Here is a 16514-nt window from a genome sequence, read left to right as displayed (position 1 = left end):
GGTTACCCATTAATTACAAATCTATAACCAATTCCTCTAACATTAATAATTTTTAAACTTGAGTCTAGTTCAAGTTTTTTTCTGAGTTTAGAGATGTATACATCGAGTGTTCTACCAATATAGCTACCTTCATCACCCCAAACCTCATTTAAAATATATTCTCTTTCAAGCGTTTTATTTTCATTAGAATACAATAAAAATAATAAACTAGCTTCTTTATTTGATAGTTCAACAGATTGACCTTGAATACTTAACAACATTTTTTTTTGATTGAACCGATACTTACCAATTAGTATAACACTAGATTTTAAAGTTAAATGGGTTCTCCTTTTTTTATAATATGTAATTGTACTTAAAGTTATTGCCAAAAAAATAAAGATATATGTAAAGTTGTAAAGTGAAGTTGCGTTATTTTTTACAATTTCTTCATTAGTATTTTCAATAACAGTAAAATAAAAAATATAACAATCGTTTGGTAAAACTCTTTGCTTGCAGGGAATAATATTTCCATCTTTTCTGATACTTGTTTTAAAACTATAGATAACTTCTTGGGTTATACATTGTTCTACTTCAACAATAAATGTTTCTGATATATTATATTTTTCAATAACATTAAAAACTGTTGAAAATAGCAAATTGGGCTCAAATGAAAATTTTCGTTCAAATTGAACGGCATACCTCCCATTTATTTTTTTAATAGGCAAAACACGCGAAGTACTATCATTTAATTGTAATAAAAATTCATGTCCTATTGCTCGTAGTGAAACTTGTAGTTCTTGATTATTGGTAGTTTTTGCATCTACTTGAAAAGCAAAACATCCTAGAACAAATAAAAATAATGTGAGCTTATATAATTTATGAAACATCATTTTACAAATCTATTTGAATAAACTCTTTATTAAAATTTTTTTGGATTAAATTACATAAGATTTACATTAATTTACACTTTTTAAATCTTTTTTGAACAACCTCAAAATATTTTTAAGCATAATTAAAAAACATAAATTATGAAAACTAAAATCATCAATGTATTAATGGTATTGTGCCTAATTTCTTTTACAGCTTGTTCTCAAAATAAACCGACAAAAGAAGTGGAGGTTCAAACCAAAGCAAAACAAATAAAAACTGAACCACACACATATGGAGGATGGTATTGCCCAGATAATCTAAATGGATTTCCGCCTGTTGACATCCAAAATTGGAAAAATGTACCTGTTGTAAATGGAAGAATGGCTACAAAGGAAGAAACCCAAAATGGAACTTCTTTAATATTTGTAGATACTAAAAAATATCCAAATGCAAAAGTTTTAGATCTTAAATTACCTAAACTTGCTAATTATTATAATGAAATTACTAGAAGAAATGACCTTATAATTGTAATACAAGCAATACATATAAATAATGATTCTATAGTGGGCTTTAGGTATTTAAATGGTGGAAATGGAAGTGCTAGATTAAATGAAATTGAATTTCTATCAGACAATGAAATCAAAAACATTCCTAATTCAAAATTTGTTACATACTCGATAAACATAAACAGTTCACAAGATAACATTTGGAAAGTGCTTACAAAAAAAGAGTATACTGCTGAACTGCAACCTATTTTTGATAAAAACAATTTACTAAATAAAGATTGGAGAGAAGTTTCAAATGTAAATTTTCACTATAACAATGATAAAATTTTGACTTCACAATTTGCAAGAAAACTATTTGGGAATTTTTATATTCAAAATGATTACAAGAATGCACTATATAATGAAAAATTTCTTCTGTTAGAAAATTTAGTATCAAAAAACACAGAGTTAAAAATTGTTTGCGGTCCTTTTGAAGATGATTATGAAAATCAAAAAAATATCCTCATTGAATGGGCTTCAAAAGTGAAAGAATTGAGTGAACTATAATTAAAATAAGAAAGCTGGGGAAATTCCCAGCTTTTTATTCAACTACATCAACAAAGGGAAATTACCCTCTATTTCTTTTTTGTTTTTTTTGTAGCTTTTCTTCTTCTAAAGCACTTTTTATCACTTTATAACACTCTTTTGCATTGGATAATTCTGCATATTTGAGTGCAGTTATTTTTAATCTATCCGATTTCACTTTTAATTTTGCACCGTTTTCAATTAATAATTTTACAATTTCAACTTTATTATATCGAGCTGCAAACATCAAAGGTGTTAATCCTGTAGATTTCCTATTGATATCAACTCCTTCATCAATTAAGGCTTTTACCGCTACTACATCTCCCATACGAATTAAAGTACAAAATGCATTTACATTTGTAAATGGTTTTTCTATTATTTTTAAATTTGGATTCAAATTATTTTTAGCTTCAACTTTTTGAAAGGTTATTGCAAAAATTACGACTAAGGCTACTACTAGTTTTTTCATGTTTTTAAGTTTTTAAGTTATTATTGTATTTAAAAGACGACAAAACTTTAAAATTGTTATTTAACAAAATAGCTATTAACAAGTCTTTAACTAGGCTTTGATGTGAATAGCATTATTTTTGCTGTAGTTGAGTTACTACCATTTTAAAAAAACAAAAATCTCGCAATCGTTTTAGTGAATTAGAGCTAATTTTAACATCATAAAACTGAATACTTCGTATCTTTGAATCACCAAATATTCAAACCTAATTCTGATGAATAAGAAAGTAATTTTAATGATTTTAGATGGTTGGGGAATTACACAAGACCCAAAAGTTTCAGCAATTTTTAATGCAAAAACTTCCTATATAGATAGCTTATACAACAAATACCCAAATGCTAGTTTAAGAACTGATGGTGAACATGTTGGTTTACCAAAAGGTCAAATGGGAAATAGTGAAGTTGGGCATATGAATTTAGGCGCTGGTAGAATTGTATATCAAAACCTAGTTCGTATTAACATGGCTGTTGAAAATAAAACTTTAGGTGACGAAAAAAAATTAAAAGATGCTTTTTCTTATGCCAAAGAGAACAACAAAAACATTCATTTATTAGGATTGGTTTCAGATGGAGGAATTCATTCTCACATCAACCATTTAAAAGGATTGTTAGATGTGGCTGCTGAAAATGCTATGGAACAAGTATTTTTACATGCATTTACTGATGGTAGAGATTGCGATCCAAAATCAGGTAAATATTTTATCAATAACATTCAAGAATACATGGCAAAAACAACTGGTGAATTGGCAACAATTACTGGTAGATATTATGCTATGGATAGAGATAAACGTTGGGAAAGAGTTAAAGTTGCCTACGATGCTTTGGTAAATGCAATCGGTGAAAAATCAACCAATGCTATTGAAAGCATTGAAAAAAGTTATAGGAATGAGGTTACCGATGAATTTATCAAACCTATTATATTAACCAATGAAAATGGTACTCCAAAAACTCAAATTAAAGCAGATGATGTTGTGATTTTCTTTAATTATAGAACTGACAGAGGTAGGGAGTTAACAGAGGTACTTTCACAACAAAATTTTCCAGATTTTGGAATGAAAACCTTACCATTACATTATGTTACAATGACAAACTATGATGAAACCTTTAAAAACATCAATGTAATATATAATACTGATAATTTAGAAGATACTTTAGGTGAAGTTTTAGAAAAAGCAACTAAAAAACAAATAAGAATTGCTGAAACTGAAAAATACCCACATGTCACGTTTTTCTTTTCTGGAGGAAGAGAGCAAGAATTCAAAGGAGAAAAACGCTTGCTTTGTCCTTCTCCAAAGGTTGCTACATACGATTTAAAACCTGAAATGAGCGCCTATGAAATTAGAGATGCTATTATTCCAGAATTAAACAAAAAAGAAGTAGATTTTGTATGTTTAAATTTTGCAAATGGAGATATGGTTGGACATACTGGTGTAATGGAAGCTGCCATAAAAGCTTGTGAAGCAGTTGACGAATGTGTAAAAGATGTAGTAACAACAGCAAGTCAAAATGATTATACTACTATCATAATTGCTGACCATGGAAATTGTGAAACTATGATAAATCCTGATGGAACTCCACATACAGCACACACAACAAACCCTGTTCCTTTAATTTTGGTTGACAAAGAGTTGAAACAAATAAACGATGGTATTTTAGGTGATGTTGCTCCAACTATTTTAAAATTAATGGGTATTGAACAACCTAAAAAAATGACGCAACATTCTTTAATTTAATTTTGTAGTTTTACTTACATTAAATTAAAAAATATGAAAAAAATAATTTTATGCTTTGTAGTATTAGCTACTATAAGTTGCAAAGTTCAAAAACAAGAAACCAAAGTTATTAAAGATAAATCTGGTAATTTAATTGGTGTTGTTGAAAAAAATCACTTTTTACAAGAGCCTTTTAAAGGCTGGTTTAATTTTAATTATGACGATTATGCCACTAATAAAAATGTTATTGAACAACTAAAACCTTTATTAAAAAAAGTAAAAATTAAAGCTTTTATGGGAACTTGGTGTGGAGATAGTAAAGAGCAAACACCTGTTTTTTATAAAATTTTAGATGAAGCTGGATTTGATTATAAAAATTTAGAATTAATAGCTGTTGATAGAAGTAAAAAAACTCCTGATAATTTACAAGAAGGACTTGACATTATTAGAGTTCCAACCTTTATTTTTTATAAAAAAGATAACGAAATTGGTCGTTTTGTAGAATATCCAAGAGAAAGTGTTGAAGAAGATATCTTAAAAATTGTTAGTGGTAAACCTTATAAACATTCTTACGAAAACTAATCAATAACAAAAAAGACTGATTAAATTTAACCAGCCTTTTTTGTTGTTATTCTTTTGAGCCTTCTCCTTCTTCCAGTTCATGTAATTCATCAAGCTGTTTCAAAAGCTCAAATGTTTTTTTAGCCTCTACTTCATCAATAGTAGAAATTGCTGCACCAACATGCACCAGTACATAATCTCCAACTGTTGCTTCAGGAACCAAGGTTAAACTTACTTCTTTTATAATTCCATCAAAAGAAACCTTTCCAACTCTAAAAACCTCATCTAATTCCGATGTAATTTCAACTAATTTTCCTGGTATAGATAAACACATAATTTTAAATATTAGATTTTAACCAATGATACCATGCATCCATTCCGTCTCCATTTGTAGCTGAAATTTCAAAAAATTGAAGTTTAGGGTTTACCTGAAGTGCATAATTTTTCAATTTGTCCAAATCAATATTTACATACGGAAGCAAATCTATTTTATTAATAATGCAAACGTCAGCTGTATGAAACATATCTGGGTATTTTATTGGCTTATCTTCCCCTTCAGTAGTACTGATAATCACAACACGTTTCCCTTCTCCTAAATCAAACATAGAAGGGCATACTAAATTTCCTACATTTTCAATCATTAAAACTGAATGATCTTTAGGTTCTAACTTTTTTACAGCATTATAGACCATCTCACTTTCTAAATGACACCCCTTACCAGTATTAATTTGCACTACTGGAATATTTAAAGCATCAATTCTATTTGCATCATTCAAGGTTTGTTGATCTCCTTCAATAACATAAAAAGAAATTTCACTTTTTAAATCATTTAGTGTGCGTTCTAATATGGATGTTTTTCCTGAACCAGGAGAACTTACTAAGTTTAAAGCAAATATATTTTTTGCCTCAAAATAACCTCTATTTCTTGCCGCTAAAATTTGATTATTTTGTAAAATATCTTGTTCAATCTCTAATACTTTATGGGTATGAGCATGTTCATGATTGTGATTTTCATGAGGATGGTGGTGGTGATCATCGTGATGATGAGAATGAGAATGATGATGAGTATGTGAATCATTATGTTCACCAGGTTTTAAAATTGTAGGACCATGAGTATCAGATCCACATCCGCAAGTTCCACACATAATTATAGTTTTTTAGATTACTTCTAAAGATTTTACTTTTAATTCTTTCCCTTTTAAAATACCTTTAAAATTGCTTCCACACTTAGGGCAACAATCAAAAATATTTTCCATGTTAAATTTAGTTTCACAATCTGCACATATCCCAACTCCTTCAACTACAATAATTTCTTTTTCTGCTCCTTCTAAAACACTATTCTCAACTGCAGATTCCCAAACAAAATTTAAAGATTTTAATTCAATACCCGATAAAACACCTATTTCAAGTTCAATTTTTGTAACCTTTTGGGCTTTTACTTTAGCCGTTTCATCCTCAGCTATTTTAACAATACCCATTGCAATTGATAATTCGTGCATTTTAGCTATAAAAAGTATTTCTAGTAAAATTACAAATTATATAATAATAAACCTACTTCTATAAATTTTTATGATTTAAAATTTAAAAAAATAACAAAAATTTAAGGTTAATTAATCTTATTTTAATACGTTCTAAATTAGCCACTTACGTAAATACAATCAAATTATTATGTAACTTAGATAGGTTATTACATAGCATATCGACGTAATACAATTAAAAGTCTTTTAATATTTTAAAAACTTCTCCTATGTCAACTAATAATGAAAAGCGTAAAACTTATTATGAAAGCATTATAAAGCAAGGCTATACTCGTAGAGATTTTATGAAATTTTCTACTTATATGGCTGCTTTTATGGGCTTAGAATCTTCTATGATTGGCCAAATAGCCAAATCTCTAGAAAACACTCCTAGACTGCCTGTAATTTGGGAGCACTATCAGGAATGTACTTGTTGTAGTGAATCTTTTATAAGATCTAATCATCCCATAGTTTCAGATATTATTTTAGATAAAATTTCTTTAGATTATACACTTACCTTAATGGCCGCTTCTGGTCACCAAGCTGAAGCTGCTAAACAGGAAACTATGAAAAAATACAAAGGAGAGTATATTCTTTGTGTTGAAGGATCTGTACCTATGGGTGATGATGGTAATTATTGTTGCATTGCTGGAAAATCAGCCAAAGAATCATTTTTAGAAGCAGCGGAAGGTGCAAAAGCAATTATTGCTTGGGGAAGTTGTGCTTCAAATGGTTGTGTACAAGCTGCAAAACCAAATCCAACTGAGGCAACTCCAATTCATAAAATTGTTAAAAACAAACCTATCATTAGAGTTCCTGGTTGCCCTCCTATTGGTGAAGTAATGGCTGGCATTATTGTTCATGTAGTTGCTTTTGGACGTTTACCAAAATTAGACCGATTAGGAAGGCCAAAAGCTTTTTATGGAAAACGAGTACATGACAGTTGTTATAGAAGACCTTATTACGACGCAGGTCTTTTTGCAGAATCATTTGATGACCAAAATGCTAAAAATGGATACTGTTTGTATAAAGTAGGCTGCAAAGGACCTATGACATATAACTCTTGTGGTACCATTAAATGGAATAATGGCGTTAGTTACCCAATTCAATCTGGACATGGTTGTATAGGTTGTAGCGAAGAAGACTTTTGGGACAATGGACCTTTCTATGAAAGAACCACAAAAGTGCCTGGTTTTTCTGAAGAAGGAATTGCCGATGATATTGGAAAAGTTGCAGCAGGCGTTTTAGCCGGAGGAATAGCTGTACACGCTGTTGCTGCAAATATTTCTAAACGAAAAGAGCTTATGAATAGAATTAAGCGAGGAAAAAGTAATGAAAAAAATATTGACTCTTAAAAACGATAAAAAATGGCAAATAGAATAGTAGTTGACCCAATTACTCGTATAGAGGGTCATTTAAGAATCGAAGCAGAAATTAAAGATGGAAAAATAGTTGATGCTTTTAGTTCCAGTACTATGGTTCGTGGTATTGAACAAATAGTTAAAGGACGAGACCCAAGAGATGTTTGGGCTTTTGTACAAAGAACTTGCGGTGTTTGTACCACAGTTCATGCATTAGCTTCTGTGAGAGCTGTTGAAGACGCTTTAGGAATTTCAGTTCCAGCCAACGCTGAAATGGTTCGTAATATTATGGAAGGAGCATTATATATGCACGATCATGCGGTTCATTTTTACCACCTTCATGCATTAGATTGGGTTGATGTGGTAAATTGTTTAAAAGCAGATCCTAAAAAAACATCTGAAATTGCACAAAGTATTTCTAAATGGCCAAAAAGTTCTCCAGGATACTTTTCAGACATACAAAAAAGAATTCAAAAGTTTGTTGAAAGTGGTCAACTTGGAATTTTTGCAAATGGGTATTGGGGTCATAAACAAATGAAATTACCTGCAGAAGTTAACCTATTGGCTGTAGCTCATTATTTGGAGGCATTGGATTGGCAAAAAGAAATTGTTAAAGTTCACACTATTTTTGGTGGTAAAAACCCACATCCAAACTATCTGGTTGGAGGTATGGCTTGTGCTATAAATTCTGATGGTGCAGGAGGCTTAAATGCAGAGCGTTTAGCTTATGTTGGTAAATTACTTCAAGATGGTAAAGAGTTTATTGAACAGGTTTATATTCCAGATTTACTAGCTATAGCTTCCTTTTACAAAGATTGGGGCGCTATTGGAAAAGGCTTTGGAAATTATATGTCGTATGGAGATTTTCCTACCAATGGCTATGCCGATTTATCTAGCTTTAAATTTCCACAAGGAGTTATTTTAAATAGAGATTTATCTAAAGTTCATGATGTAGATCATAGAAATGGTGATATTGAAGAATTTGTAAACAATTCTTGGTACAACTATTCTGATGGAGATGATAAAGGAAAACATCCTTGGGATGGAGAAACCAATATCAAATACTCGGGTCCTAAACCACCATACACTCATTTAAATGTAGAAGAAAAATACAGCTTTATAAAAACACCACGTTGGAAAGGATTGCCTATGGAAGTAGGTCCATTAGCTCGTTTATTAGTAGGTTATGGTAGAGGAAATAAAGAAATTCAAGATGCTGTAAATGGAGCACTTTCACATTTAAACGTTCCTGTAGATGCACTATTTTCTACACTAGGAAGAACCGCTGCTAGAGGTATTGAAACACAATTAGTAGCTAATTGGACCATGGAATTCTATAACACCTTAATGAATAACATTAAAAATGGCGATGAACGTATGGCTAATATGGATAGTTGGGAACCATCAAGCTGGCCTTCTGAAACTAAAGGTGTTGGGTTTATGGAAGCTCCAAGAGGTGCTTTGGCTCACTGGATTAAAATTAAAGATGGTAAAACTGAAAATTATCAACAAGTTGTTCCGAGCACATGGAATGCATCTCCACGTGATCCAAAAGGACAACGTTCTGCCTACGAATCTACTTTAATTGGTACGCCTATAGCTGACCCAGAATTACCTTTAGAAATTATTAGAACCATCCATTCTTTTGATCCTTGTATTGCATGTGCGGTACATTTATATGATGAACATGGAAATCATATTTCTAAAGTTCAAAATATTTCTAGTTGTGATAGTTAAATACTAAAATTATGAAAACTAAAAATTTTAAACGAGTTATGGTTTGGGAATTACCCGTACGCTTTTTTCACTGGATAAATGTTCTTGCAATTATAATTCTAACATTAACAGGTTTTTTAATAGCCAATCCACCTGCATTGGTATCAAGTGCTGAAGCTACAAATTTACATTCATTTGGAATCGTAAGGTTTATTCATTTTACTGCGGCATATATTTTCTTTTTTAATATGATTTTAAGAATCTATTGGTCATTTGTAGGAAATCAGTTTGCTAGTTGGAAAGCTTTTTGGCCATTTAGTAAAAAAATGTGGAATAACTTTTGGCATGTGGTAAAAATTGATGTGTTACTATTAAATGAAGAAAAAAGAGATGTAAAAAACATCAGTATTGGTCACAATAGCGTTGCAACAATCTCTTATATTACCATGTTTTTTATTGCCATTATACAAGTTTGCACTGGATTTGCTTTATATGCTGATATGTCTAGTTGGTGGTTACCTAAACTTTTTAGCTGGGTAGTTCCATTATTTGGAGGCGATTTTATGGTAAGAACCATACATCATATCGCTATGTGGGCTTTTATTTTATTTAGTTTAGTTCATATCTATTTAGTATTTTACCATGATTGGTTAGAGGGCCGTGGTGAAGTTTCTTCCATGTTTGGAGGTTATAAATTTGTTCGTGATGATCGCATCAAAAATTCAGTAGAAGTAAGTGAAGAAGATTTAGAAGATTAGCAATTTCCCAAAGTAAAAGTAAATTCATTTTGCTCCTGTATTTTTAAGTGAAATGAATTTACTTTTTTAACCATGAATTATGAAAAAAACAGCAACAACCCCAATAGCAATTTGTAGCGATTCCTACTTCTTTGAAAAAGATAAAACCAATTCTATTTTAGTGATGGGGGTTGGAAATTACTTAATGGGTGATGAAGGAATTGGCGTACACATTATTCAAGAAATGAGTAAGATTAAATTACCAAACTATGTTGATATTTTGGATGGTGGAACAGGGGGTTTTTTACTGCTAAATTGTTTTGAAGCATATAATACCATTATATTTATAGATGCTACTATGGATGGAAAACCTGCAGGAACAATTTCATTAATACGTCCTAAATTTGCTTCCGATTTTCCTTCGGCATTAAGCGTACATGATGTTGGTTTAAAGGATATGATTGAAGCGGTTTATTTAATGGAAAAAATTCCTGACATTCATTTATTCACCATTTCAATTGAGGAATTAAATCCAATGACCGTAAAATTGAATGAAAAAGTTAGTGCTGCAATTCCAAAAGTTATTGAAAATATTTTAGCTCATTCCAAAGAACTTCACTCAAAAAAATTGTAAATTTATAGGATCTTTTAAGCACTAAACTGAATGCTAAAAACCTATCAAATTACTATTTCTGGACAAGTACAAGGGGTAGGTTTTCGTCCTTTTGTTTATAATTTGGCCAATGAATTTTTATTAAACGGAACCGTTTCTAACAACGAAGAGGGTGTTATTATTTATGTTTCTGGAGCAACTGAAAATATTCAAAGTTTCTATAAAAAACTAACCCATTTCCCGCCTCCTGTTTCTAAAATTCAACATAGCTCAATTACCAAAATTGATTTTATAGATTATAAAAATTTCAAAATACTACCCTCTAATAAAAAAGGACAATTAAATTTATCGCTTACTCCTGATTTTGCAATTTGTAACGATTGTAGAAAAGAACTAAAAAATAAAAAAAACAGAAGATATTATTATCCATTTACAACCTGTGTAAATTGTGGTCCAAGATGGGCAATAACCGAAACATTTCCTTTTGAAAGAAATCATACAAGTATAGACGAGTTTGCTATGTGTGATGATTGTTTACAAGAATATAAGAATCCGCTTAACAGACGTTTTCATTCACAAACAAACACTTGTCCAACTTGTGGAGTTAGCTTAAAATTAGTAGATTCTAAAGAAAATGAGATTGAAATTGTTAACGAAACTATATTTAATAAAATTGCTAAACTTCTTTTAGAAGGAAATATTGTAGCCATAAAAAACACTAGTGGGTATTTATTATGCTGCAATGCTGAAAATGAAACTGTTGTTCAAAAATTAAGACTTCAAAAAAATAGACCTAACAAGCCATTTGCAGTATTATTCCCTTCATTAAAATTTTTAAAAAAAGAGTTGACTTTATCTTCAAAAGAGCTAAAATTACTAACCTCAACTGAAAGTCCAATTACCATTGTTCCTTTACAAAACTATCATGGAAAAATAGCGATAAACTCCGTAGCTCCTAAATTAAATCAATTAGGAGTTATGTTGCCCTATTCTGGTATTTTACAACTACTAGCAAGTAAATTAAATTTTCCAATTGTAGCTACCAGCGGAAATATTCATGGATCTCCAATTATAAGTGAAAATAAAGAAGCTATAGAAAAACTTAAATCTGTTGCAGATTATTTTTTACAACACAACTTAAAAATAACACACCCTCAAGATGACTCCGTGATTAAAATAAGTAAAAAATTTGAACAAGAAATTCTCTTTAGGCGCTCTCGTGGTTTTGCTCCCAATTATTTCAATCCTTCTATAAATTCTAACAAAAAAATACTTGCGTTGGGTGCCGATTTAAAAAGTAGCATTGCTTATTATCCCAATGAATATTTATACTTAAGTGAGTATCTTGGCAATTTAGAAAATTATGATGTATATAATAGATTTACTTCCACTACAAATGCATTTTTAGCTATTTTTGAACAACAACCTAACATAGTTTTAATTGATAAACACCCTAATTATTATAGCAACCTATTTGGGAAAGAATTAGCTCAAAAAATTTCTTCAACATTAATTGAAATTCAACATCATAAAGCACATTTTTCAGCAATTTTAGGAGAGCATAATTTATTTAATAAAAAAGTATTAGGTGTAATTTTTGATGGTACAGGTTATGGAGATGATGCACAAATTTGGGGAGGTGAATTTTTTAAATATGAAAGTAATCAAATTGAAAGATTAAATCATTTCAATTATTTTAACTGGCTGTTAGGCAACAAAATGTCAAAAGAACCACGCTTGTCATTACTATCATTAGCTTCTGAAGAAATGAATACAGTTTTAAAACAAAAATTTACCCAAAATGAATTAAAAACCTATCAACACCTAAAACAAAATAATCAGCTAAAAACTTCATCTGTTGGTAGATTATTTGATGCCGTTGCTTCTTTGTTAAACATAACCGACTACAATACTTATGAAGGAGAAGCCGCCATTTTAATGGAAAATTTAATTACAAATTACGATCTAAAAACTTGTAAAAATTATTTAAACAACCTTGAAAATGAAATTTCATCAACTCAAATTATTAAATACATTTATCAAGATATACAAAACGGAGTTTCAAAAGAAAACTGTATTGCTAATTTTTTATTTACGTTAGCTTCTACTATCTTAAAAATAGCAACTACCAATCATTATAAACATATTGCTTTTAGCGGAGGTGTTTTTCAAAATACCATTTTGGTTGATATGTTAATTGAGTTAGTTCCAAAAGAAATAAAGTTGTATTTTCATAAACAATTAGCTCCAAATGATGAAAATATTTCTTTTGGGCAAATGATGTATTATTTAAACATCAAAAATTAGTTTATGAAATATTTAAGTGAATATAGAAACCTTGAAGCTACGAAAAGAATTTTAGATGAAATTCACAAAATTACAACTCGTGAATGGAATATTATGGAAATTTGCGGAGGACAAACACATAGCTTAGTAAAAAATGGAATTTTAGAACTATTACCTGAAAAAGTAAGAATGATTCATGGTCCTGGTTGCCCAGTTTGTGTAACTCCCCTAAATTTAATTGACAAAGCCATTGAATTATTAGAGCAAGGTGTAATTGTATGTTCATTCGGAGATATGATTCGTGTGCCAGGAAGTAAAAAAAGTTTATTGGAGGCTAAAGCAAAAGGAGGCGATTTACGCATTTTATATTCTCCAATTGAGGCTGTTTCAATAGCTAAACAAAACCCAACAAAAGAAGTCGTTTTTTTTGCAGTTGGTTTTGAAACTACAGCACCTGCAAATGCTTTATCAGTTTTACATGCTGAAAAAGAAGGAATTTTAAACTATTCCATTTTAGCTTCTCATGTATTAGTCCCTCCAGCAATGGAAGCAATTTTAGATGATAAATTTTGTAGCATTGATGCATTTTTAGCCGCAGGTCATGTTTGTGCAATTATGGGAATTCAAGAGTATTATCCTTTGGTAGAAAAATATAAAATTCCGATTGTAGTTACTGGGTTTGAACCTCTCGATTTAGTACAAGGAATTTATATGTCCGTTAAACAATTAGAAGAAGGCAACCATCAATTAGAAAATCAATATGCCCGTGTTGTTAAAGAGCATGGAAACACCTCAGCCATCAATGTCATTCAAAAAGTATTTAAAATAGGAAACAGAGAATGGCGTGGTATCGGTGAAATTCCAAATAGCGGTTATGTTATTAAAACTGAGTACCAAAAATACGATGCAGAACTAAAATTTAAAATTAATAATATAAAAGTACCTGAAAACAACAAGTGTATTGCTGGTGAAATATTACGAGGTATTAAAAAACCTCATCAATGCAATCAATTTGCAAAAACCTGTAAACCATCAAATCCTTTAGGAGCCCCTATGGTTTCATCAGAAGGTGCTTGTGCAGCATATTATCATTTTTCAAACAATTTAATAGAATAAAAATGGATATAGAAAATATAGGCTTTGAAACCATAAATTTAGGACATGGAAGCGGTGGTGAACTTACTAGAAATTTATTAGATAAAATTATATTTAAAACATTTAGCAACCCCTATCTAGATCAAAAACATGATGGATCCGTCGTGAAAATTGAAGGAGAAATTGCAATTTCAACAGATAGTTTTGTAATAACACCTATTTTTTTTAAAGGAGGAAATATTGGTGAGTTAGCTGTACACGGAACTGTAAATGATGTAGCTATGTGTGGGGCAATTCCAAAATATTTATCTTTAGCGTTTATTGTAGAAGAAGGATTAAAAGTTTCTGAATTCATTCAAATAGTGCAATCTGTAAAAAAAGCTGCTGACGAGAGTGGCGTTTTAATAATTACAGGAGACACCAAAGTTGTAGAACGTGGAAAAGGCGATAAAATTTTTATAAATACCACTGGTTTTGGTTTAGTGCACCCAAAAGCAAACATTTCTGTTGATACTATAAAAGAAGGCGATAAAATTTTAGTAAATGGCTATATTGCTCAACACGGGATGGCTATTATGAGTGAGAGAGAAGGGCTAAATTTTGAATCTACCATAGAAAGTGATACAACCAACTTAAACTTTATAGTTACTGAATTACTAGATAAATTTGGCGATAAAATTAAACTATTTAGAGATCCAACTCGTGGTGGTTTAGGAACGGTTTTACACGAAATTGCAAATGACATATCCAAAGGCATATTCTTAAAAGAAAAGTATATCCCTTTAGAAAAACAAGTTGCTGCAGCTTGTGAAATGTTAGGTTTAGACCCCATGTATGTTGCTAACGAAGGTGTATTTTTAGTTATTGTAGATTCTAGTATTGAATTAGAAGTTTTAGCTTTAATGAAAAATCACAAAAAAGGTGAAAACGCAGCTATTATTGGTGAAATTACATCTGAGCATCCAAATAAAGTTGTAATGCAAAGTTCCATAGGAGGAAAAAGAATTGTAAGCCCTCTAGTTGGCGAGCAACTCCCAAGAATTTGTTAATTAGCAAAAATCCAATAAACCCCAATTACTAAAGCAAATAATCCACCAGCAAATCTAATACCTTTAAAAAAAATTTCATTGTGATCTCTTTTAGAAAAATCTGCAATTCTTCCAATAACAATTGCAAAAGAAATCATAGCCAACAAAGTTCCTATTGCAAAACCAATTATGTATTTTGAAGAATCAAACATAGAAGTAAAGCCAATTACAGGTAAGAAAAGTAAAAAATGAGCTACTCCTGCCAAACCATGAATAAAACCTACAGATAAAGAAGCTAAAGTTCCTTGTTTTAAATTGGGGTGAGTGTGATTGTGTTTTTTCTCTATGTGGTGGTCATGCTCATGTTTATGAATCAATGGATGAAGAGTACTATGAATATGGGTGTGTTTATGAGATTGTTCTTGTTTAAATATTTTAAAAAGCACCCATATTCCTAAACCAATTAAAACAATACCTACAAACTGTTCACTATGTGTTGAAATTTTTTCAATAGGAATCAATTCTTTAAAAACCAAAAATAACATTCCAATAAACAACATGCCTAATAAATGACCAATTCCCCAAAACAAGCCAACTTTCCAGGCTTTCTTTTTACTTTCAATTGCAAACGGTGTAACTGCAGCTAAATGATCGGGACCTGAAATTACATGTAACATTGCGGCTATTACACCCGCAAATAAAGGAAAAGTAAGCTCCATAATTATCTTATAATTTAATTACTAAATTTAAGATTAATTTTCATTTTTTTTAAATTAAAATCACAAAAAAAGCCAAAACAAATTTGTTTTGGCTTTTAATTAATTTTGCTTGTTTATTAAGATTTAACAGTAATTGGCATACTGTATATTTTATCTCTTACTCCTGGATTTTCAATTTTTTTATAATTTAAATTCTTTCGTATGTAATTAAGTACATCTTGATTTTTTGAATCTACATTTAGTACTACTACCTCACCTTCAGAGCTAAATGTAAAAGTAATATTTACATAAATTTCATTTTCAACAATAAAATCTGGTTTTTCCAATAATTTCACAATTTCGCTTCTCATCTTATCTTTAGAAATATCTTCTTCAATATTAGCTGCAAACAAGCTTGATGTTCCAATAATTAAGGCTAGTGTTAATAGTTTAAATTTTTTCATGATAAAGTAGTTTTATAAGTTATAATCTATTGTAAAGACGCATCAAAAAAAATTATGTTACCTTTTTATAAAGCTATTAACAAATGTTTAACTATTTAATAAGTAAAATTTTTGAAGTATTGTTTTCAATAACAAAATGATATAGGCACTATAGAGATTGATAAAATCTAAATCCAAGATTCACAAAAGTTTTGTAGAAACCTATAAATCTAGTTAATAAGAAGTATAAAAGAAAACGATCATATCGATGATATGACCGTTTTAAATGTTTTCACAACGGAATAATCCTTATTGTGAATT

17 protein-coding genes are annotated in these 16514 nt (G+C 30.2%); 10 read left to right on the top strand and 7 right to left on the bottom strand.

All coding sequences use genetic code 11. From position 1 onward, the window contains the following. Positions 1-2: 2 nt before the first annotated feature. On the bottom strand, positions 3-869 hold the full coding sequence (locus Q0714_RS12280; RefSeq protein ID WP_298265469.1) for a response regulator transcription factor: 867 nt from the start codon (positions 867-869) through the stop codon (positions 3-5). Positions 870-1007: 138 nt separating this feature from the next. Between Q0714_RS12280 and Q0714_RS12275 the strand changes: the two genes are divergently transcribed. Then, entirely contained in the window at positions 1008-1901 is an 894-nt protein-coding gene (locus Q0714_RS12275) for a hypothetical protein (RefSeq protein ID WP_298265467.1), read from the top strand. 61 nt (positions 1902-1962) lie between these two features. Here Q0714_RS12275 and Q0714_RS12270 read toward each other — a convergent pair whose 3' ends face one another. Further along, positions 1963-2388 (bottom strand): ankyrin repeat domain-containing protein, encoded by a 426-nt coding sequence (locus Q0714_RS12270; protein WP_298265465.1) that lies wholly within the window; start codon positions 2386-2388, stop codon positions 1963-1965. 253 nt (positions 2389-2641) lie between these two features. Here Q0714_RS12270 and gpmI point away from each other — a divergent pair, with 253 nt between their 5' ends. Continuing rightward, positions 2642-4159 carry a 2,3-bisphosphoglycerate-independent phosphoglycerate mutase gene (gpmI, locus tag Q0714_RS12265; protein ID WP_298265463.1) on the top strand — a complete coding sequence of 506 codons (1518 nt, stop codon included), beginning with the start codon at positions 2642-2644 and terminating at the stop codon, positions 4157-4159. A gap of 33 nt (positions 4160-4192) precedes the next feature. Continuing rightward, the gene (locus Q0714_RS12260) at positions 4193-4720 is read left to right on the top strand and encodes a thioredoxin family protein (RefSeq protein WP_298265461.1); all 528 of its coding nucleotides are present in this window, start codon (positions 4193-4195) and stop codon (positions 4718-4720) included. A gap of 46 nt (positions 4721-4766) precedes the next feature. On the opposite strand, the gene Q0714_RS12255 is transcribed toward Q0714_RS12260, so the two are convergent. Genes Q0714_RS12255 through hypA form a run of 3 tightly spaced genes read right to left on the bottom strand, consistent with a single transcriptional unit; the run spans position 4767 to position 6198 of the window. Continuing rightward, positions 4767-5033 carry a HypC/HybG/HupF family hydrogenase formation chaperone gene (locus tag Q0714_RS12255; protein ID WP_298265459.1) on the bottom strand — a complete coding sequence of 89 codons (267 nt, stop codon included), beginning with the start codon at positions 5031-5033 and terminating at the stop codon, positions 4767-4769. 4 nt (positions 5034-5037) lie between these two features. After that, the gene (gene hypB / locus Q0714_RS12250) at positions 5038-5844 is read right to left on the bottom strand and encodes a hydrogenase nickel incorporation protein HypB (RefSeq protein WP_298265457.1); all 807 of its coding nucleotides are present in this window, start codon (positions 5842-5844) and stop codon (positions 5038-5040) included. Positions 5845-5856: 12 nt separating this feature from the next. Continuing rightward, positions 5857-6198, bottom strand: a complete 342-nt coding sequence (gene hypA, locus Q0714_RS12245; RefSeq protein WP_298265455.1) for a hydrogenase maturation nickel metallochaperone HypA — start codon at positions 6196-6198, stop codon at positions 5857-5859. A gap of 248 nt (positions 6199-6446) precedes the next feature. Between hypA and Q0714_RS12240 the strand changes: the two genes are divergently transcribed. The 7 genes from Q0714_RS12240 (at position 6447) to hypE (ending at position 15073) form a co-directional block, all read left to right on the top strand. Continuing rightward, positions 6447-7571, top strand: a complete 1125-nt coding sequence (locus tag Q0714_RS12240) for a hydrogenase small subunit (protein WP_298265453.1) — start codon at positions 6447-6449, stop codon at positions 7569-7571. Between the two features lie 12 nt (positions 7572-7583). Further along, a complete protein-coding gene (locus tag Q0714_RS12235) occupies positions 7584-9314 on the top strand; it encodes a nickel-dependent hydrogenase large subunit (protein WP_298265451.1) in 1731 nt (576 codons plus the stop codon). Between the two features lie 11 nt (positions 9315-9325). Continuing rightward, on the top strand, positions 9326-10051 hold the full coding sequence (cybH, locus tag Q0714_RS12230) for a Ni/Fe-hydrogenase, b-type cytochrome subunit (RefSeq protein ID WP_298265449.1): 726 nt from the start codon (positions 9326-9328) through the stop codon (positions 10049-10051). Positions 10052-10130: 79 nt separating this feature from the next. Next, positions 10131-10664, top strand: a complete 534-nt coding sequence (locus Q0714_RS12225; RefSeq protein ID WP_298265447.1) for a hydrogenase maturation protease — start codon at positions 10131-10133, stop codon at positions 10662-10664. A gap of 30 nt (positions 10665-10694) precedes the next feature. Next, positions 10695-12950 (top strand): carbamoyltransferase HypF, encoded by a 2256-nt coding sequence (gene hypF, locus Q0714_RS12220; RefSeq protein WP_298265445.1) that lies wholly within the window; start codon positions 10695-10697, stop codon positions 12948-12950. A gap of 3 nt (positions 12951-12953) precedes the next feature. Next, positions 12954-14045, top strand: a complete 1092-nt coding sequence (gene hypD, locus Q0714_RS12215; RefSeq protein WP_298265443.1) for a hydrogenase formation protein HypD — start codon at positions 12954-12956, stop codon at positions 14043-14045. A 2-nt stretch (positions 14046-14047) separates the two neighbouring features. After that, on the top strand, positions 14048-15073 hold the full coding sequence (hypE, locus tag Q0714_RS12210; RefSeq protein ID WP_298265441.1) for a hydrogenase expression/formation protein HypE: 1026 nt from the start codon (positions 14048-14050) through the stop codon (positions 15071-15073). On the opposite strand, the gene Q0714_RS12205 is transcribed toward hypE, so the two are convergent. Then, positions 15070-15771, bottom strand: a complete 702-nt coding sequence (locus tag Q0714_RS12205; RefSeq protein ID WP_298265439.1) for a sulfite exporter TauE/SafE family protein — start codon at positions 15769-15771, stop codon at positions 15070-15072. The genes hypE and Q0714_RS12205 overlap by 4 nt on opposite strands. A gap of 116 nt (positions 15772-15887) precedes the next feature. Next, on the bottom strand, positions 15888-16214 hold the full coding sequence (locus Q0714_RS12200; RefSeq protein WP_298265437.1) for a hypothetical protein: 327 nt from the start codon (positions 16212-16214) through the stop codon (positions 15888-15890). Positions 16215-16514 lie beyond the last annotated feature (300 nt).

Source organism: uncultured Lutibacter sp., assembly GCF_947493565.1.
GTDB lineage: Bacteria > Bacteroidota > Bacteroidia > Flavobacteriales > Flavobacteriaceae > Lutibacter > Lutibacter aestuarii.
The sequence above is the reverse complement of the archived record's forward strand: the minus strand, read 5'-3'. Positions and strand labels throughout refer to the sequence as shown.